We start from the raw sequence: 18,884 nt of genomic DNA on the forward strand, positions 1-18,884 counted from the left end.
CAATTGATCGCTTGCGCACGTAGACGCATCTGCTGCGCCTTTCTACACTGGCCAGAGTCTTGGGCTGCGGGGTGCAATGGATGAATCGCAACGAACTACGCAAGGCCGACATCAACCTGATGGTGGTGTTCGAAACCCTGATGCTTGAACGCAATGTCACGCGGGTGGCGGAGAAGTTGTTTCTTGGCCAGCCGACCATCAGCGCTGCGCTCAATCGCTTACGCACGATGTTTAACGATCCGCTGTTCATTCGTGTCGGTCATCGTATGGAGCCCACGGCGCGCGCCGAAGAAATCATCCAGCATTTATCGCCGGCGCTTGATTCATTGTCGGTAGCCTTGAGCCTGACCCACCATTTTGACCCGGCCAGTAGCACCATGACCTTTCGCATCGGCCTGTCGGACGATGTCGAATTTGGTCTGTTGCCGCCGATGCTGCGGGCCTTGCGTCAAGAAGCCCCAACGGTGGTGTTCGTGGTTCAGCATGTGGACTATTGGCGGATCCCCGATTTGCTGGCCTCCGGCGAAATCACCGTCGGTATCAGCCAGACCCGTGGCCTACCGGCTAACGCCAAGCGCAAATTGCTGCGGCATATCCAGCCCAGCGTATTGCGTGCGGATGCGTCCGACACACCGCTGACCCTCGATGAATATTGCGCACGGCCCCATGTGCTGGTTTCCCACACCGCCAACGTGACGGGTTTTGCTGATGAGTGGCTGGCGGAAATCGGCCGCACGCGGCATGTCGTGTTGTCGGTGCCGCAATACAGTGCGTTGCTGGCGCTGCTGGCCGGGACTGACTTGATTGCCAGCCTGCCGGACTACACGGCCACGGCTATGGCCGCGTCCGGGCAACTGTTCAATGAGCCGTTTCCTTTCAAGACGCCGACGTTGGACTTGTCGATGGTCTGGCTCAGTCATGTCGACAGTGATCCGGCCGAACGCTGGCTGCGCGCGCGGCTGGAGGCGTTCATGAGTGAGCAGGGCCTGGCCGACGCGCACCGTGACGATTACCTCTGACCTCTGACCCCGGAGCCCCGGCATGAGCATTTCCCGTTCGTTGTTGCGTGGGCGTGGCGGCCATGACAGTGGCAAGGTCGGCATGGTCGAGTTGTTTTTCGACCTGGTGTTCGTGTTCGCCATCACTCAGCTTTCCCATACGCTGCTGGCCCATTTGTCGATTGGCGGCGCGGTGCAGGTGGCACTGATGATGGTGGCGGTGTGGTGGGTGTGGATCTTCACGTCGTGGATCACCAATTGGCTCGATCCGGAAAAACTGCCGATCCGCCTCGGCCTGTTCGGTTTGATGATTGCGGGTTTGTTGCTGTCGTCATCGATTCCCAAGGCCTTTAGCGATCATGGCTTGATGTTCGCCGGCGCGTTTGTGTTCATGCAGGTCGGGCGCACGCTGTTTGCGATCTGGGCGGTGCGTGGCGAACCCTTGAGCATGACCCGCAACTTTCAGCGCATTCTGGCTTGGCTCGTGCTGTCTGGCGTGTTCTGGATCGCGGGCGCCTTTGTGCAAGGTGATCAGCGTCTGGCCTGTTGGGCGCTGGCACTGCTGATCGAGTTGATCTCGCCGTCCGTCTATTTTTACGTGCCGGGCTTGGGCCGTTCGACGCTGACGGACTGGAACGTCGAAGGCAATCACATGGCTGAACGCTGTGGGCTATTTGTGATCATCGCCTTGGGTGAGTCGTTGCTGGTGACTGGCGCGACCTTTGCCGAACTGGAGTTGAATCTGCAAGGCGTACTGGCATTTCTGGTCGCGGTGCTGGGCAGCATCGCCATGTGGTGGGTGTATTTCGACAGCGGCGCCGAGCGTGCGCACCATCGTATCGCCCATTCTTCTGACCCCGGCCGCCAGGCCCGGATTGCCTACACTTACCTGCATGTGTTGATTGTCGCCGGGGTGATCGTCAGCGCGGTGGCCGATGAGCTGGTGTTGGTGCATCCCGATCACGCCAGCGACGCCGGGATCATCGCGATCGTCGTCGGGCCTTGGTTGTTTTTACTGGGCAACGCGCTGTTCAAGTGGGTCATGGCGGATCGTTTGTGGCCGCCGTTATCGCATCTGGTGGGTCTCGGGCTGTTAATCGTGCTATTGCCGCTCGGGTTGAATCAGCTGTTTTCAGCCTGGGTGCTGGGGACGCTGACCACGGCAGTGGTGATGGTGGTGGCCGCGTGGGAAACCCTGGTCCTGCGAGCCTCGTTGCCCGTCTCTGAACACTGAGGGTGGCGCAGTTTTATGCCTACGCCCTTTGTGCCTTGCGGCGCTGAGCGCTGCGCGGAAATTCTCGACATCGATCGCAAGTCCTATTAAGACGGCTATCGCTCGCTGAGTCTCAGGCCACCGCTTGTTCGGCACAGACTTTGATCACTTGCTCGCGCAGCCAGGTGTTGGCGCTGTCCTGGTCAACGCGTTGGCTCCATTGCATGTCAAGGCTGAAGCCGGGCAAACCGTTGGGCGCTTCGCAGTGATTGAACACGGCCTCGTTGGCCAGTAAACGTTGGATACGCCTTGGCAGGGTGAGAATGAAGTCGGTGCCAGTGATTGTTTTCAGCGCTGCGCCGTAGCTGTTGGACCGCGCTGCGATTTGGCGCTTCTGTGCTTGCCGGGCCAGCCAGCCGTCGACCATGTTGGTGGTGGAGGTCCAGGGGGTGGGGAATACATGCCGACGTTCGGTGAAAGCTTTCAGGCTTAAACGCGGCTCCAGTGGGGTGGCGCGTTTGTCAAAGACACAGACCAGATCGTCCTCCAGCAGCCTCTGGGATTTAAGGTCGGTATGGTTTCTATGAAAGTTCGGGCCAAAACTGATCACCAGGTCGAGGCTGCCGTCACGCAGCTCTTCGGCGGGGATGTCCGTTTCAAATTTGTGCATATTGACCATCACCGGCAGATCGGCGAAATCGAAGCGCTTCAACAGGCGCGGCAGGATCAACTGCTCGAAGTATTCCGGTGCGCAGATGTTGAAGGTGACGGGCTGCGAGGTCGGGTCGAACGCCTGGGCGCCGGCATGACAGAGATTGATGCTCTCCAGGATTTTCAGCACGTGGTTGTACATGCTGCAGGCTTTGTAAGTGGGGCGCATGCCGGTGCGCGTGTTGATGAACAACTCATCTTCGAAGCTGGTGCGCAGTTTTTTCAGGCAATAACTCACGGTGGACTGACTGACGAAGAGTGCCTCCGACACACCGGTGACGCTGCTTTGCTCGTACACCGCCACAAATACCATGAGATCTTGCATGTCGAGCTTTCTAAGCAAGTTACTGTTCAGCATCCATTCTGCCTCGCTCTGCTCCTTGCGCTGACTGTGCGCAAACGTGTGCGAACGATCCTAACGGAACGATGGTGCTAGGAGAATGCCTTGTGGGACCTTTCATGTTCAGTAGTGGGACAGAAAATGTTATGAACACGACCTGCGAATAATCTTCTCAGCGAATGTACTGCGCGTAGTGCCGTGGATCGAAGCGCATAACCATGAGTAGCATCAGCACGGTGACGCCGGTCAGGCACCACCAGGCCCATTCGAAACTGCCCAATTGATCACGAATCAGCCCAGCGATCAGTGGCGACAGCCCGGCGATCAGGTAGCCGATGCCTTGCACGAAAGCGGTCAGGCCGCCGGCGCGTTGAGGGTTGTCCAGATGATCCAGGGACACGATGAGGCTCATCGGGAACAGGCCACCAATGCCCAGACCCAATAGGCACGGCCAGAGCAGGCCCAGGTGTTGTGGGCTGAGGATGAGCCCGCAGAAACCGGCCATGATCAGTATCAGCAGCGCTCCCAGCACTAAACGGCGGTCACGACTGCGATTGGCGATGGCCGGTGTCAGCAGTCCGGAGAGCACTTCCATGGCCGTCAAGAAACCCAACAGCAGACCGGCGTTTTGTTGGCTCCAGCCTTTTTCGACGTAATACGGCGCCAGCCAGGCCAGTACGCAGGTGTAGGAGGCGGTGCCCAGGCCGAAGAAAATCGCCAGTAACCAGGCGCGGGGATTGCTGAAGAAAGACGTGTTGTGCGGTGCCGACTGTTGCGGTGTTGCTTGGCTCGGACGCTGTAGGCTCCAAAACAGCAGCGCCGTCAGTGCCAGCACCGACCAGACCGCCAAGCCCACGCGCCAGCTGCCGGTGTGCGCCATCACCAACGGTGCAAACGCCGCCGCGATTGCTGCGCCGCCCATGATGGAGGTGACATAGAGACCCATGCACAGCGCGACGTTATCGCTGAAGCAGGCTTTGATCAGTGCCGGCATCAGCGCCTGAATCAGGGCGATACCGATGCCAGCGGCTATGGCGCTGACGATCAGTTGCGCTGCCGAGTCGAGGAACAATCGCGACAGGGTCGCCAAGCCGATGATCAGCAATGACAGCATGACCGTGCGCTGTTCGCCTAGGCGCTGGCTGATGCTGATGCCGAGAAACATCGCCAGCCCCATCGCCATGACCGGCAGCATGGTCAGCAGCGAAGCGAGGCTGAAACTCAGTGGGATATCGCCGCGAATTGCCGACAGCAACGGCCCGACAGCCGCCATGGACGGACGCAGATTCAGCGCTACCAGCATGATGCTGAGCATCAGCCAGACAGCGGGACGTGAGGTTGCGCGAACGTTTTCCATTGTCGAGCCTTCAAGAGCAGGTGCTCGATTAGGCGGGAAGGGCAGGAAAGCGGCAAATCAGAAACTCTGGTGCGGTATTTATAAATTAAATAAGGGTGTCCCTCCCTGGACACGCCTATTGAACGGGCCTGCTTGTGCCTCGCTTGAGGGGGTTGAGTCTTGTCTCACATCCCCCCTTTGCCCAGCGCCAAGTCCTGCGTCATGAACCACTACTGGCGGGCGGCATACGGTGTCCACGCAGACCCTTGCCGGGTAGCGGCGGCCATTCTGGCGTGTGTTCGTCGGGAACGATGCGTCGACGGTGTGCGCGCCAAAAATAAATGTTTCGACATATTTTTTACGCTTGGGTCGCTAACCTGACGTTCATGGAAACCCCACAAGAGCCATCGCACATGCCCGGCCTGCCCTTATCCGCTATCGAGCTTGAGTTCGCCAGGCGCTACGACCAGGAGCACGCGCGCGTTTGCCAACAACCGCGGTCTCAAAGTCTGGCTTGCCGACTGGCGTTCTGGCGTGAGGAGCAGTTGGTGCGCAAGGCGCTCAAGGTGGCCGGCGAGCCAGGACTGATCCTCGATCTGGCCTGCGGCGCCGGACGTTTCTGGCCGGTGCTGGCTGAGCATGGCAACCGGGTGATTCTGGCGTCCGACCCTTCGCAGGAGATGCTGGATCACGCCCGTACTCACCATCCCCAAAAACTGCTTGAACGGATAAGAACTTTTCAAAGTTCAGCCTTCACCATTAGTTTGCCGGCCAACGCAGTTGACTGCATTTTTTGCATGCAACTGTTTCAACGTATCGACAGCGCCGAACACCGTTTGGCAATGCTGCGTGAGTTCCATCGGGTCAGCCGCGATACGGTTATTGTCGCGGCTCGGATCAAGGGCCACTTTAAGCATCGAAACGACGTTCAAGCCCCACCGCTCGCGGGCAAAGCCGAATTGGAAGCCGGGTTTCGCAACGCCGGTTTTACTCTGCTCGGTCATCAGGACTTCCTGCCTGGTTGCGCGGGGCTGCGTATCTACGTGCTGCGTAAGGCCAGCTAACCTTCCTGTGTCAGACAATTACCGCTATCCGGTCGTTAGTTTCGCTAGCGCAGCGGTTCAGCGAATGCGCGGAAATCGCCGGGCGCGATATATACTGCGCGCCATTCTTCAAGGGAGAGCCGTGTGGCCATCGATATTCACTGGATTCGCGACAACGATAGCCTCGGTCAGTTTTGCGCCGAGTGGCAGCAGCTGCCATTCGTTGCCCTCGACACCGAATTCATGCGGGTCGACACTTTTTATCCGATTGCCGGCCTGTTGCAGATCGGCGATGGCGTGCGCGCTTACCTGATAGACCCACTGACCATCGACAACTGGCAGCCTTTGGCGGCACTGCTGGAAAACCCGGCGGTGGTCAAAGTCGTGCATGCCTGCAGCGAAGACCTCGAAGTCCTGCTGCGCCTGACTGGCAGCCTGCCGGCGCCGCTGTTCGATACGCAGCTGGCCGCCGCTTACCTGAACCTGGGTTTTTCCATGGGCTACTCGCGGCTGGTACAGGCCGTGCTTGGCATTGACCTGCCTAAAGGTGAGACCCGTTCCGACTGGTTGCAACGACCGCTTTCCGACACCCAAATCAGCTATGCCGCTGAAGATGCCTTGCACCTGGCGGAAGTTTTCATACGCCTGCGTCCGAAGCTGTCTGACGACAAGTACAACTGGGTGCTGGACGATGGCGCCGAGCTGGTGGCCAACCTGCGTCGTGAGGTCGATCCCTACGAGGTCTATCGCGAGGCCAAACTGGCTTGGAAGCTGTCTCGCGCCCAACTTGCTGTGTTGCGTGAACTCTGTGCCTGGCGCGAACATGAAGCCCGCGCCCGCGACTTGCCGCGCAATCGCATCGTTCGCGAACATGCCCTGTGGCCACTGGCTCGCACCCAGCCGGACAACCTTGGCGCATTGGCGAAAATCGAAGACATGCACCCACGTACCGTGCGTCAGGACGGTGAATTTCTGCTTGATCTGATCAAGCGCTCTGGCAGTGTGTCGCCAGACCAATGGCCGCCCGCTGTGCCAGAGCCCTTGCCGGTGGACGCCGCGGTGCTGATCAAGCAACTGCGAGCTATCGGTCAGGCTGAGGCCGAGCGCCTGAACATCGCGCCGGAATTGATGCTGCGCAAGAAAACCCTGGAAGCGCTGCTCAAGAGCGGCTTCCCCAAGGGACCTTACCAATTGCCTGATTCGCTGCGTGGCTGGCGCCGCGAATTGATGGGCCAGGCGCTGCTTGAAAGCCTGGCCACTGCCGGAGAACAGCCTTGAAACGTATTTGCTCCATTTACCGCAGCCTGAAGAAAAACGAGATGTACCTCTACGTGCTCAAAAGTGATGCACTGGAGCGCGTCCCGGAATCGCTGATGGCCGCGTTCGGCAAACCTCACCATGCGTTCGATCTGGTGCTGACTCCCGAGCGCAAGCTGTCGCGCGAGGACATCACCGTCGTCCTGGAAAACCTAGAGAAGCAGGGCTACCACCTACAAATGCCGCCGGCCGAAGACGAGTACATCGAACACTTGCCGGAAGAGTTATTGAGACGCAACGATCCGATGTGATCTTGAGTTGCCGAGGCTCTTTCCTGAGCCTTATGAAACACGTGAACTGACTATTGGCGATGGCCGCGACGATGGAGCGATACTCCGCCGTTGGCCGTCTGCACTGTTTTTGAAAGGTTTGAACCATGCGCGTTCTGATTGCTGAACACGATCACCCTGTGTACGCCCAACTGCTGCGTCAGGCGGCACCTGATCTGGAAGTGCTGAGCAGCGGCGACTCTGCCGAACTGGCTCGCCAAGCCGCCGATTGTCCGATCTGGCTCGGCCAGCCGGACCTGCTGGCGACGCTGTTGCGTCAAGGTCACCAACCGCAATGGCTGCAATCGACCTGGGCTGGCATCACGCCGCTGCTGGCCGATGGCTTGCCGCGTCACTATCGCCTGACCAGGGCGGTGGGCATTTTTGGCCAGGTCATGGCGGAATACGTACTGACGTATATGCTTGGCCACGAGCGCGAAGTGCTGGCGCGTCTGGTCAGTCAGGTCGAGCGCAAATGGGACAATCGCCTGGGCCAGAGCCTGGCGGGACGTAAGGCGTTGATCGTTGGCACCGGCGACATCGGTCGTACCGTGGCGCAGTTTCTGCTGCCGTTTGGCGTCGAGTTGTATGGCATCGCCAGCAGCACCCGTGAGCAGGCACCGTTTGTCGAAGTCGGTGCGTTGGAAGACTTGCCGCGTTTGGTCGGTGAAGTGGATTACGTGATCAATCTGCTGCCCAACACACCGAATACGCACGACCTGTACGACGCGGCGCTGTTTAAGCAGTTCAAGTCCACGGGTGTGTTCATCAACGTTGGGCGCGGTGTGGCCGTGGTCGATGCTGACCTGGTGGAGGCCTTGAAAGAGGGCCATCTGGCGGGTGCGGTGATCGACGTCTGCCGCCAGGAGCCTTTACCGCAACGGCACCCGTTCTGGACCGCCTGGGGCTTGTTGCTGACCGGCCACAGTTCGGCACCGACTTCGCCATCAATGATGGTGAACCTGTTTGTCGAAAACCTGCGGGCGTATCAGGCTGGCGAAGTGTTGCGCGGCGAAGTGGACTTCAGTCGCGGGTATTGAAACCGCCTCAATGAGCGTTCCCACACCGTGGGAACGCTCAATTCAAGAGCGAGCTATCGAGGACTTTGGACGGTTCCCCAATCACGCTTTCAGCCAGCTGAATGAACTCCTTGGTGTCAATACGCCCCATATGCATCGCCCCTTGCAAGACGTCGTCAAGCGAGCGCTTGTTGCGGGTTTTCAGGCGTATCTCACGGTCAAGTTCTCCCAGCACCACCACGGCTTTCGAGACCTGAGCCGGGCTGATCTGCACCCCGCGTAATGTGCTCACCTTCTGGCTGTCTTTGGTCAATTTGCCCTGCAATGCCTCATACCGCTCATCACTTATGCCGCCGGCACGGCGCACCAGTTCAAGGGCGTAATATTCGGCAAACCCTTCGCTGATCCAGTTGCTACGCTGCCTGTCGTTGATTCGCCCGAACATCTTGGCCAGTTCACGCATCAATGCACTGTTGCCGCTTTCGCTGACCATGGGCAGTTTGCTGTTGATATAGATCGATTCATGCCCCGCCATACTGCCGCGCCACATGGGGTCACTGGCGCCGACAATCAGCAGCTTGGTCGGGTGACGCGGATAAAGCGCCTGCACCTGCGGCCAGACAAAAGTCAGCAGCGTCAGCACGTCCATGCGGTGCATGCCCTGGCCACGGGGGGAGGCAACGGTGACTTCGGTTTCTCCCAGTCGTGTGCGCCGACTACCCAACTGCCCGGCGAGTACCCAGCCGGTGGGCCGGTCGAACAGTCGAGAGACGTTATCAATGCGAAATTTGTTTTTGCCAACGCGGGGCCAAGCGGTTTCGACGCTTTTCCAACCGCTGGGCAATTCAAACTCAAGGCGCGAGACCAGCTCGATGCCGTCCTGCTGATCGAGTTTGGCGGCCGGCACCAGATCCTCTCCACGCATCAGCGCCCAGGTCGGGGTCATCCGAGTGTCGAAGCTGCCGTTCTTGCGCTCATGGCTGACGCGCACGCGGTAGGTCAGGCTGGCTTTGTCGGAGGCTGGGCGCCATACGCCACGTGCTGGCTTGCCCGCTGTGAGCTGCCATTGACCGTCCGCCTTGAAGTCACTGTATTGACTGCCGTCGCCCAAGTCGAAGTCCAGGCTACGCACCGCCGTCCCTTGGGCGAGGGTCAGGCGCACCTCGGCCTGATCACTTTGCGGCAACAACCGCACGTGGTAATCCAGATCGACCTTCTTCGCCGCCCACACGGACGAACTCAGGGCCAGCAGCCCAACGGCCAACGCCAGCCGGATTCCCACAGCCATACACACTCCTTCGTGAAACGTTAAAACGGCAGGGGCTTAACCCGCCCGGAAAATCAGATGGTCTTCCCAGTCCTCTTCCGCCACGCTACCTTCGGCCAACATGCGCCCAGATTGGGAAATGCGTTCCTGGTGTACCGCATCGCGGTCGCCGCACACCAGATAATGCCAAAGCGGCAAGTCCTTGCCCTCGCTGACCAGCCGATAACCGCAGGTCGGCGGTAGCCACTTGAACTCATCGGCCTTGCCCGGCGTGAGCTGGATGCAATCGGGCACGAAGTCGCGACGGTTAGGATAATCACTGCACTGGCACGTTTTCAGGTCCAGCAGTTTGCAGGCAATGCGCGTGTAGTAGACGCTGTTGTCGTCTTCATCTTCGAGCTTCTGCAAGCAGCACAGGCCACATCCGTCGCACAGCGATTCCCATTCCTCTTGATCCAGTTGATCGAGGGTTTTGCGTATCCAGAACGGTTCGACTTTGGCGGCCATGGCTCAAGCATCTACATCAGCAGGTGAAAAGGCCGCCAGTCTAGTGTGCCGGGCCGCTGGGGCCAAGTGCTGGCGACTGTCGGTAGAACGCACTTGTCAGTTATTGCGCCGCCACGTAGGGTTTTGCCTTGCCCCTCAGTTCCAGCCGTAGCAAGGAATCCCTTGATGAGCGTTAATTCACGTGTTGCCGATTACGCCATTCACCCGCAATTCACCGAGCGCTGGTCGCCCCGCGCCTTTACCGGTGAGGCCATCCCGGAAGACACCTTGCTAAGCTTCTTCGAAGCCGCGCGCTGGGCCCCGTCGGCCTACAACTCGCAGCCGTGGCGGTTTCTCTACGCACGTCGTGATACGCCGAACTGGGAGCGGTTCCTGGGTTTGCTGAACGAATTCAATCGTGGTTGGGCGCAACACGCTTGCGCGCTGATCATCGTGATCTCGAAAACCACCTTCATCGCACCGGGTGCCACTGAAGAAAGTCCAGCTTCGTGCCACACCTTCGACACCGGTTCCGCGTGGGGGCATCTGGCGTTGCAAGCCAGCATCAGCGGCTGGTACACCCATGGCATGGCGGGCTTCGACCAGGAGCTGACTCGCAAGGAACTCAATATTCCCGAGGGCTACGCGCTGCATGCTGCGGTAGCGGTTGGCAAACTGGGCGACAAGGCAACACTGGCCGAGTACCTGCAAGCCCGTGAAGAGCCTAGCCCGCGTCGCCCGTTGAGCGAGTTGGCGGCTGAAGGTGACTTCACCCTCTAAGCGCTGAACTGATCGCTGCCCTGTGTGGTAGCGATCAGTCAACTGCTGGATTAGCTTTAGGCCTTGGGCGAGTTCAACGAATCATTGCCGGTCACGGTGGCCGTGTGTGTCGCGGCCTGCGCATTGGCCTTCAAGCGGCTCAACTCGTCTCCCGCACGCTGAATTTTCGAGCGCACGGTGTTCATGTCCTGACGGCTTTTTTCCAACAGACTCTTGGCCGAGCTGTGCCCGGTGATGCCTCGGGCCAATACCACGCCGCCAATCGCGACTTGAATCAAACCGAACAGGCCGCCGCGACGCAGACCCTTGCCCATCATTAACACGCCACCGGCCAGCGAACCGATGCGCTCCCAGCCCTCGACGTTCTGGTCAGGGTAAGCCTGGACCGGGGTCGATTGAATACGTTCTACGCGTTTGAGTTCGTTCATGATCTGTCTCCTGGCAAGAATGGCTGCTTCAAGAATCGATAGTTAAGCTGACTGCCAGGGCGGGCCGCTTGTTCCATTGGATTGCGCGATTCAGCGGAATTTCGGGCCTGAGCGAGTGTTAAGGCCCTTGGCCATTCGGTCGTAGAGCACAACGTTGACGGTTGCCGCCAGGTTCATGCAACCGGTGGTCGGGATGTAGACCACGTCTTCGCACCAGTCGCGAATGTCTTTATCCAGCGAACCGTCTTCCGGCCCGAAGATATACAGCGCGCGGTCAGGGTGAGTGTATTCCGGCAGAGAACGGGCGCCTTCGACCAGTTCCACGGCGACTGGCACACAGCCCAGCGGCAGGATTTTTTTCAAGTCATCGATGCCGATCAGCGGGATGTCGTAGTGGACACGCTTGGTGTCGGTGACGAAATCGGCGGCGCGGTCATAGCGTTTGCCGGTGTAGAACACCGACGCCACGCCATAGCAGCCCGCGGCGCGCATCACCGAACCGACGTTCTCCGGTGATTTGGGGTTATACAAACCAATGCAGCTGTACCGTTTGTCTGCCACGAGCGGGGTGCCTTCGGGAAAAAGAGGGCGATTATACGGTGATTGGTGTCGGGTATTCACTTTCGGGATCTGGGGGGCAGGGCAATCGCCATCGCGAGCACGTGTGCCCCCACAAGTATTGGCTGATTTCAGCTGCCGCCGCTCCAGCCGCCACCCAGTGCCACGAGTAGCCCGACACTCGCCTGCAACTGCCGCGTTTGCAGGGTCTGCAACTGCCGCTGCGCTTGCAGCGCCGAGGTTTGTGCCGTCACCACGTCCAGATAATTCACCGCACCGGCTTCATAGCTGTTCATGGCCAGGGCCTGGGTGTGTTGTGCGGCGGTGACAGCGGCCTGTTCATCCTCGGCCTCACAGTGCAGGTCACGCAGTTGCGCGAGGTTATCCTCGACTTCACGCACCGCGCGCAGTACCTGGCTGCGGTAATGGGCCGACGCCTCTTCGAACTCGGCCTTGGCCTGGCGTTCGTTGGCGTCCAGGCGGCCACCGTCCAAGATCGGCAGATTAACCAAAGGCCCCAGCGCCCAATAGCGATTGCCGGCCGCCAACAGATTGCCGCTGCCCGCGGTTTGACCGCCCAGCAGGCCGGTCAGGCTGAAGTCCGGGTACCACGCGGCTCGGGCAACGCCGATGTTGGCGTTGGCAGCGAAAACCCGGCGTTCGGCGGCTGAAATGTCTGGCCGGCGCTGCAACAGGGTGCTGGGCAGTGCGCCGGGGACCGCTGGCAAATCCAGCGTCTGGTGACTCGCACTCAGTTGGAAAACACTCGCGGGTTGCCCGACAAGTTCCCCCATTGCATGCTCGGCGAGGTCACGCTGTGCTCGCACATCGTCCAGTTGTACCTGCGCTTCGGCCAGTTGGCTTTGCGCGCGAGTAAGGTCAAGTTCCGACGCGATTGCGCCTTCATAGCGGTCGCGCGTCAGTTGCAGCGCTTGGCGGTAATCATCCAGCGAGCGGGCGAGTATGGTGCTTTGTGCATCCAGACCATTGAGCTGGATATACAGGGTTGCCAGTTGCTGTTGCAGGCTCAGCCGCGCGGCCGCCAAGTCGTCCGCTGAGGCCTGGACCTGTGCGTCGCCGGCGGCCACCTGATTGCGAATCCGTCCCCACAAGTCGAGATCGAAATTCAGCACCAAGCCCATGGTGTTGCTGTTGTACACCGAAGGCTGGTTGCTGCCGCGCAACGGTTTGTTGTCCGACTGACGTTGGCGCAGCGGCTGGGCGCTGGCGGTGATTTGCGGGAACAGCCCGGCATGTAATTGACCGGCGTAGGCCTGCGCCGCATCAAAATGGGCGAGGGCGGCTGCCAGGTCGGGGTTGGCCTTGAGCAATTGCTGTTGCAGGTCGTCCAGGCGTGGATCTTTATACAAATGCCACCAGTTCGACCAAAGGGTCGAGGCCGGCTCGGCCAAGTGCCAGGGCCCGTCGCTGGTCTGTTCGCGGTAGTGGTTGGGCAAGTCGAGGGTCGGCGCTTTGTACGCTGGCGCCATTGAACAACCTTGCAGTGCCAGCGCCAGGACCAGCAGTTCAAGCCTTGGGCGCATGGGCACCTCCGGCGTCGGCCAGTTGCACGGTATCGCCTTCACGCAGTGCATCCGGCGGGTTGTCGACGACTCGGTCGGCCGGTTTCAGGCCTTGATCGATGACCAGTCGTTCACCCAGGTCCAGACCGATATGAATGTCGCGCAAGTGAACATGATTGTCCGGGTCGAGCACCGCCACTTGCGTGCCTTGGGCGCGAAAGATCAACGAGCTGGCGGGAATGCTCACACCGTGCGTGTCGGCCGGAATCTGTAACGTGGCCTCGGCATAATCGCCGGGTAACAAGGCGCCGTCCGGGTTCTCGGCGACAAACTGCGCGAGCAAGGTGCCGGAGCGGCGGTCGACGGCGGTGGAGTCACCGATCAAGCGGGCGCTGAAGTGCTGACCTGGGTGTTCCGGTACGATCAGTTCCGCTTGCATACCGGGGCGGATGACGCTGGCGTAGTTCTGCGGCACCGGCACATACAGGCGCAGTTGATGGGTATCGGCGATCTCGAACAGCTCTGGATCGCTGTCGCTGTCAGCCTTGATCAACTGACCGATGTCGGTGTTGCGCGCGGTGATGGTCCCGGCGAAGGGCGCACGTAGGGTTTTGTAGTCCTCCAGCGCTGACAGCCGCGCGTAATCGGCGGCCGCCGCCTGGGCGTTGGCCTTGGCGGCAGCAGCGTTGGAGCTTTTTTCATCGGCCTCCTGGCGCGACACCGAGTGCGTCGCCAGCAGGTTTTGCCAGCGGGTGGCGGTGGTTTCGGCAAGGCGCGCGTTAGCCTGTTCCTGGATCAGCCGCGCGTGGGTCTGTGCTACCTGTTGGTCGAGGTCCGGGCTGTCGATTTCCCCTAAAATCTGCCCGGCCTTGACGTGAGTACCGATGTCGGTTTTCCAGTCTTTGAGGTAGCCGCTGACTCGCGCATGGATCGGTGCTTTGCTCCAGGCTTCAAGGTGCGCCGGAAGGCGCAGGCTATCGCCGTGTACATTCTGTTGTGGCTGGAACACGCTGACCAACGGCATGGCGGCGCTTTCGGTCCAGCTCGCCACGGCTTTTTCGTGGCGCGTGCGGGCGGCTAGCCCGTTGGCCACCAGCAATGCGGCCAGGGTCAGGCCGCCGACCCCCACCAGCATCAGGCGTTTGCGCGAAGGTTTTTGATCAGACGACATGAGAGCTTTCTCCAGCAAGATTTGCTTCAGCAATAGCGCGAGATTGACGCCCGTGGACGAGGCTGAAAACCACAGGGACGAACAGCAGCGTGGCGGTGGTGGCGAGAATCAGGCCGCCGATTACCGCTCGGCCCAAGGGTGCGTTCTGTTCTTCGGACAGTGCCAGCGGCAACATGCCAATGATCATTGCCAGGGCGGTCATGCACACTGGGCGAAAGCGTGTATAGCCGCCTTCCAATGCCGCCTTGAGGGCGTCGCCATGTTCTGCCAGGCGTTCGCGACAGAAACTCACCACCAGAATCGAGTTGGCCGTCGCCACCCCCATGCAGAGGATGGCCCCGGTCAGGGCCGGCACCGACAGCGAAGTGCCACTGAGGAAGAGCATCCACACAATCCCGGCAAGCGCGGCGGGCAGGGCGCTGATGATCACGAACGGATCGACCCACGACTGGAAGTTGACCACGATCAGCAAGTAGATCAGCACCACCGCACCGAGCAAGCCGAAGCTCAGGCCGCTGAAGGCTTCGTGCAGCGCATCGATCTGCCCGTGCAGGCTGATCACCGAACCTTTGGGGCGTAGCGAGGCCGTGTCATCCAGCACTTTCTGGATGTCTTTGGCCACGCCGCCGAGGTCGCGACCTTGCACGTTGGCGTACAAGTCGAGGGTCGGCATGATGTTGTAGTGGCTGACGACTGCATCGCTTTGAACCCTGGAAATACTCGCCAGGCCACCGAGGATCTGCGATTGCCCATCACTGCCAGTGACCGGCAGGGCTTCCAGTGATGGCAGGCTGTCCAAGCGGTACTGCGGCGTGGCCGCGACCACCCCGTAAGACACGCCATTGGCCGGGTTGAGCCAGAAGGTCGGCGCCACCTGAGAGCTGCCGGCCAGCGACGCGACCATGCTGTTGGTCACGTCACGTTCGGTGATACCGAGACCATTGGCCCGCAGCCGATCCACCTTGACCTGTAGCGACGGGTAGCCGGTGGACTGCTGGATCCGCAAGTCGGCAATCCCGGCAACATGTTGCAGGCGCCGCTCGAGTTCCACCGCATAGGCGCGGTTTTCGGCGCCGTTGGGGCCGGAAACTTTGACGTCCAGCGGCGCCGGTGCGCCGAAATTGAGGATCTGGCTGCTGATGTCGGCGGGCAGAAACGCAAAGTGGCTGCCGGGAAAACTCTCGGGCAAGGCTTCGCGCAGACGTTTCACGTAGTCGGCGGTGGGGGAGTGATCGGCCTTGAGGCTGACCTGAATGTCACCGTCCTGCGGGCCGATGGTGCCGCTGTTGCTATAAGCCATGTCGATGCCGCTTAGCGGGATGCCGATGTTGTCGACGATAGTGTCCAGTTGCTCGGCCGGAATAATCTCGCGAATCCGTGCTTCGATCCGGTCGAACGCCGCAGCGCTTTCTTCGATCCGTGTGCCCAGCGGCAACCGCACATGCAGTGATAGCGCGCCGGCGTCGGTGGCCGGAAAAAAGTCCTGGCCGAGGCTCGGCAGCAACGCGAACGAAGCCAGCACGCACGCCATAAACCCCAGCAGGAAGCGCTTGCGGTACGCCAGCGCCAGTTCCAGCAGGGCGAAGTAGGTGTCACGCAGGTTGGAAAACCGATGCTCGAAACCCTGCTGGAAATTCAGCACCCCTTGCAGCAGTGCGTGCCGGGGTTGGCGGTGTTGTTCGCCTTCGTGATGGTTGATGAATTCATCTTCGGGGTGGTGTCCCGGACCTTGCTCGGGTACATGGGGCTTGAGCAGGTACATCGCCAGCGTCGGCACCAGGGTGCGCGACAGGATGAACGAACTGGCCATTGCGAAGATCACCGCTAGGGCCATCGGCCGGAACAGGTAGCCGGCGATGCCTTGCAACAGGAACATCGGCACAAACACGATGCAGATGCACAGCAACGACACGAAGGCCGGGCCGACGATCTGCTTCGCGCCGTCGAGGATCGCGGTCTTCACCGCTTTGCCTTGTTCCAGGTGCCAGTTGATGTTCTCGATGGTCACCGTGGCATCGTCCACCAGAATCCCCACCGCCAACGCCAGCCCACCGAGGGTCATGACGTTCAGGGTCTGGCCGCTGGCGGCTAACAGAGCAATGGCCGACAACACCGCCAGCGGAATCGACGCCGCAATAATGAGTGTCGAACGCCAACTGCCGAGAAACAGCAGGATCATCGCGCTGGTCAGCAACGCGGCGATGATGCCTTCCTTGGCCACGCTGCCGACCGACTGTTTAACGAAGACCGAAGCGTCGCCCAGCAGTGAGGTCTTCAGCGACGGCGGCAGGGTTTCGTTGATGCGCGGCAGCATCTGGCGAATGCCATCGATGATCGACAGCGTCGAGATGTTGCCGTTCTTCAGGGCCGGCATCAGCACGGCACGGCGCCCGTCGACTCGCACGATGTTGGTCTGCGGCGGCGAGCCGTCGCGCACGTGGGCCACCTGGCCGATGGTGATCAGCGCGCCGTCGACGGTTTTGATTGGCAGGTCGTTGAGCTCATCAATGGCTTTGGGACTGTTGTTGAGCAGCACTGTGTATTCGTTGGTCCCGAGTTTGGCGGTGCCCACCGGAATGATCTGGTTTTGCGCCGCCAGGGCATTGCTCACGTCCTGGGCCGAGAGCCCTTTGGCGGCCAGCGCTTGCGGGTCAAGGTCGAGGGTGATCTGGCGTTGCTTGCCACCCATTGGCGTGGGAATCGCCAGGCCCGGCACCGAGGTCAATGGCAGACGGATGTTGTTCTGTACCAGGTCGCGAATCTTGGCTTCCGAGAGCGTGGGGCTGGAGAACGCCATCTGCAAAATCGGCACCGTTGAAGCGCTGTAATTGAGGATTAGCGGTGGCGTAATACCCGGTGGCATTTGTTTGAGCACGGTCTGCGACACCGCCGTGACTTGGGCGTTGGCGGTGCGGATATCGACGCCGGGCTGGAAGAAAATCTTGACGATGCCCATGCCCGCCAGCGATTGCGACTCAATGTGTTCGATGTCGTTGACCGTGGTACTCAGCGAGCGCTCATAGGTGTAAATCACCCGTCCGGCCATGTCTTGCGCCGCCAGGCCGTTGTACTGCCAGACCACCGCAATCACGGGAATGCCAATGTCGGGAAACACGTCAGTGGGCGTTCGCAGGGCCGCCATCGGCCCGATGATGCAGATGAATATTGCCAGCACGATAAACGTGTAGGGCTTGAGCAGTGCAGTCTTTACCAGCCCGAGCATGCCGTAACCTCCGAGGTCTTTAATTGCAATTCTCGGCAGTGTTGCGAGTGCTACTTAACGATTTGCCTTCACTGGAATGAAGAGTTTTTTAATGACTATCTGAATTTCCTTTCACGCGGATTCATTTGTCTGGCCCGCTCTAGCTCGACACTCTGCACCTCAAGCCGACGGCCCGTCCTCACTCCTGAAGGCGGCATCGGCGTCTACTTGCGAGGTGTTTTTCAATGACGCTTAAACCCCTGTTACTGGTCCCGGGCCTGAGCCTGGTGTGTCTGTTGTCGGCGTGTGCGGGACCGATGCCCAAGGCTGACCCGAGTGAAGCCTGGATCGGCCTGCAACAACCGGCGAGCGCCGATTTGCTGGCCGAACGCATCGATGGTCAACGCGTTACTGACGGGCGTTATTTCGAGGTCAAGCCGGGGGCTCATCGACTGGACATGACCCTGGTCAGTGGGGCGGATGGCAACTCCATCGATCTCAATTGCATGGGGCGTCTCGATTACAGCCACTTTCAGGCGGGTGAGCGCTATCAAGTCAATGCGTCGAGCGAGGGCTTGAAAGCGGGCGTCAGCCTGGTGGATTCCCACGGCAATCAGGTGGCGCAGAGCAACAGCTTCAAGTGTTCGTAGGCTGAATGTTTGCGCAAGTTGCCGGTCAGCCAAATGCCATCCCACGGGTGATGCGTTCTGACTGACGGGCATCAGGATTTCAAGGTTATGGTTTTTCATCGAAAGGAAGGTCATGCAATGACACTTAAACATCTGCTGTTGATTCCGGGCCTGAGTGTGGTCTGCCTGTTGGCCGCGTGTGCCGGACCGATGCCCCAGCCCGATCCGGGCATGGCCTGGATCGGACTGCAAGAAGAGGCGCCCAATGACATGTTGGCCGAGCGGGTGGATGGCAAAAGTATCGATGACGGACGCTTTTTTGAGGTCACCCCCGGCGCCCACGACCTGGCCGTGACGCTGTTCGAAATGCCGAATGGCGATTCGAATCAGCAGGATTGCCAAGGCAAAGTCAGCTACAAGCAGTTCAAGGCGGGTGAGCATTACCAACTGGTGGAGTCGAGCCTGGGGCAGGAAGTCAGTGCGCGGTTGGAGGATTCACACGGCCAGCAAGTCGCGCAGGCGGCTGACTTCCAGTGCATGCCGGGTTGAAGAAAAACACGCACCCGGCGGCAGCCAGCCAGTTCCCGCCGGGGT

18 protein-coding genes are annotated in these 18,884 nt (G+C 60.1%); 9 read left to right on the forward strand and 9 right to left on the reverse strand.

Annotated features, from left to right (window positions below; translation table 11 throughout):
• Positions 1–80: 80 nt before the first annotated feature.
• Positions 81–1,019 (forward strand): LysR substrate-binding domain-containing protein, encoded by a 939-nt coding sequence (locus RHM68_RS06725; RefSeq protein ID WP_322221165.1) that lies wholly within the window; start codon positions 81–83, stop codon positions 1,017–1,019.
• Between the two features lie 22 nt (positions 1,020–1,041).
• Entirely contained in the window at positions 1,042–2,232 is a 1,191-nt protein-coding gene (locus RHM68_RS06730) for a low temperature requirement protein A (protein WP_322221167.1), read from the forward strand.
• Between the two features lie 112 nt (positions 2,233–2,344).
• On the opposite strand, the gene RHM68_RS06735 is transcribed toward RHM68_RS06730, so the two are convergent.
• Both RHM68_RS06735 and RHM68_RS06740 read right to left on the reverse strand, forming a co-directional pair.
• Entirely contained in the window at positions 2,345–3,280 is a 936-nt protein-coding gene (locus RHM68_RS06735; RefSeq protein WP_322221170.1) for a LysR family transcriptional regulator, read from the reverse strand.
• A 154-nt stretch (positions 3,281–3,434) separates the two neighbouring features.
• Positions 3,435–4,619, reverse strand: coding sequence for a cyanate transporter (locus tag RHM68_RS06740; protein WP_322221172.1), 1,185 nt, complete (start codon positions 4,617–4,619; stop codon positions 3,435–3,437).
• Between the two features lie 392 nt (positions 4,620–5,011).
• Between RHM68_RS06740 and RHM68_RS06745 the strand changes: the two genes are divergently transcribed.
• From RHM68_RS06745 to RHM68_RS06760, 4 genes are all read left to right on the forward strand, one after another.
• Positions 5,012–5,662: a class I SAM-dependent methyltransferase gene (locus RHM68_RS06745; protein ID WP_322221174.1), complete on the forward strand. Its 651-nt coding sequence runs from the start codon at positions 5,012–5,014 to the stop codon at positions 5,660–5,662.
• A gap of 123 nt (positions 5,663–5,785) precedes the next feature.
• Complete coding sequence (gene rnd, locus RHM68_RS06750) at positions 5,786–6,919, forward strand: ribonuclease D (RefSeq protein WP_322221176.1); 1,134 nt, start codon at positions 5,786–5,788, stop codon at positions 6,917–6,919.
• Positions 6,916–7,209 (forward strand): YcgL domain-containing protein, encoded by a 294-nt coding sequence (locus RHM68_RS06755; RefSeq protein ID WP_007898694.1) that lies wholly within the window; start codon positions 6,916–6,918, stop codon positions 7,207–7,209. The genes rnd and RHM68_RS06755 overlap by 4 nt, the downstream gene beginning before the upstream one ends.
• Before the next feature lie 125 nt (positions 7,210–7,334).
• A complete protein-coding gene (locus tag RHM68_RS06760) occupies positions 7,335–8,267 on the forward strand; it encodes a D-2-hydroxyacid dehydrogenase (protein WP_322221183.1) in 933 nt (310 codons plus the stop codon).
• Between the two features lie 37 nt (positions 8,268–8,304).
• Here RHM68_RS06760 and RHM68_RS06765 read toward each other — a convergent pair whose 3' ends face one another.
• Both RHM68_RS06765 and RHM68_RS06770 read right to left on the reverse strand, forming a co-directional pair.
• Positions 8,305–9,534 (reverse strand): hypothetical protein, encoded by a 1,230-nt coding sequence (locus RHM68_RS06765; protein WP_322221185.1) that lies wholly within the window; start codon positions 9,532–9,534, stop codon positions 8,305–8,307.
• Positions 9,535–9,570: 36 nt separating this feature from the next.
• The gene (locus RHM68_RS06770; protein WP_322221186.1) at positions 9,571–10,020 is read right to left on the reverse strand and encodes a YcgN family cysteine cluster protein; all 450 of its coding nucleotides are present in this window, start codon (positions 10,018–10,020) and stop codon (positions 9,571–9,573) included.
• A 165-nt stretch (positions 10,021–10,185) separates the two neighbouring features.
• On the opposite strand from RHM68_RS06770, the gene RHM68_RS06775 reads away from it, so the two are divergent.
• Positions 10,186–10,779, forward strand: a complete 594-nt coding sequence (locus RHM68_RS06775; RefSeq protein ID WP_322221188.1) for a nitroreductase family protein — start codon at positions 10,186–10,188, stop codon at positions 10,777–10,779.
• A gap of 56 nt (positions 10,780–10,835) precedes the next feature.
• Here the strand turns inward: RHM68_RS06775 and RHM68_RS06780 are convergent, their stop codons facing one another.
• The 5 genes from RHM68_RS06780 to RHM68_RS06800 all read right to left on the reverse strand — a co-directional run bounded on the left by RHM68_RS06780 (position 10,836) and on the right by RHM68_RS06800 (position 17,682).
• Positions 10,836–11,207 (reverse strand): DUF2892 domain-containing protein, encoded by a 372-nt coding sequence (locus RHM68_RS06780; RefSeq protein ID WP_322221190.1) that lies wholly within the window; start codon positions 11,205–11,207, stop codon positions 10,836–10,838.
• A gap of 90 nt (positions 11,208–11,297) precedes the next feature.
• Positions 11,298–11,768: an RNA methyltransferase gene (locus RHM68_RS06785; RefSeq protein WP_322221192.1), complete on the reverse strand. Its 471-nt coding sequence runs from the start codon at positions 11,766–11,768 to the stop codon at positions 11,298–11,300.
• A 128-nt stretch (positions 11,769–11,896) separates the two neighbouring features.
• Positions 11,897–13,309 (reverse strand): efflux transporter outer membrane subunit, encoded by a 1,413-nt coding sequence (locus tag RHM68_RS06790; RefSeq protein ID WP_322221194.1) that lies wholly within the window; start codon positions 13,307–13,309, stop codon positions 11,897–11,899.
• Positions 13,293–14,459, reverse strand: a complete 1,167-nt coding sequence (locus RHM68_RS06795; protein WP_322221196.1) for an efflux RND transporter periplasmic adaptor subunit — start codon at positions 14,457–14,459, stop codon at positions 13,293–13,295. The genes RHM68_RS06790 and RHM68_RS06795 overlap by 17 nt, the downstream gene beginning before the upstream one ends.
• Complete coding sequence (locus RHM68_RS06800) at positions 14,449–17,682, reverse strand: efflux RND transporter permease subunit (RefSeq protein ID WP_322221199.1); 3,234 nt, start codon at positions 17,680–17,682, stop codon at positions 14,449–14,451. The genes RHM68_RS06795 and RHM68_RS06800 overlap by 11 nt, the downstream gene beginning before the upstream one ends.
• A 224-nt stretch (positions 17,683–17,906) precedes the next feature.
• On the opposite strand from RHM68_RS06800, the gene RHM68_RS06805 reads away from it, so the two are divergent.
• Positions 17,907–18,311, forward strand: a complete 405-nt coding sequence (locus RHM68_RS06805; protein WP_322221201.1) for a hypothetical protein — start codon at positions 17,907–17,909, stop codon at positions 18,309–18,311.
• 117 nt (positions 18,312–18,428) lie between these two features.
• Positions 18,429–18,839, forward strand: coding sequence for a hypothetical protein (locus tag RHM68_RS06810; RefSeq protein ID WP_322221203.1), 411 nt, complete (start codon positions 18,429–18,431; stop codon positions 18,837–18,839).
• Positions 18,840–18,884 lie beyond the last annotated feature (45 nt).

It is taken from the genome of Pseudomonas sp. DC1.2 (assembly GCF_034351645.1).
Lineage (GTDB): Bacteria > Pseudomonadota > Gammaproteobacteria > Pseudomonadales > Pseudomonadaceae > Aquipseudomonas.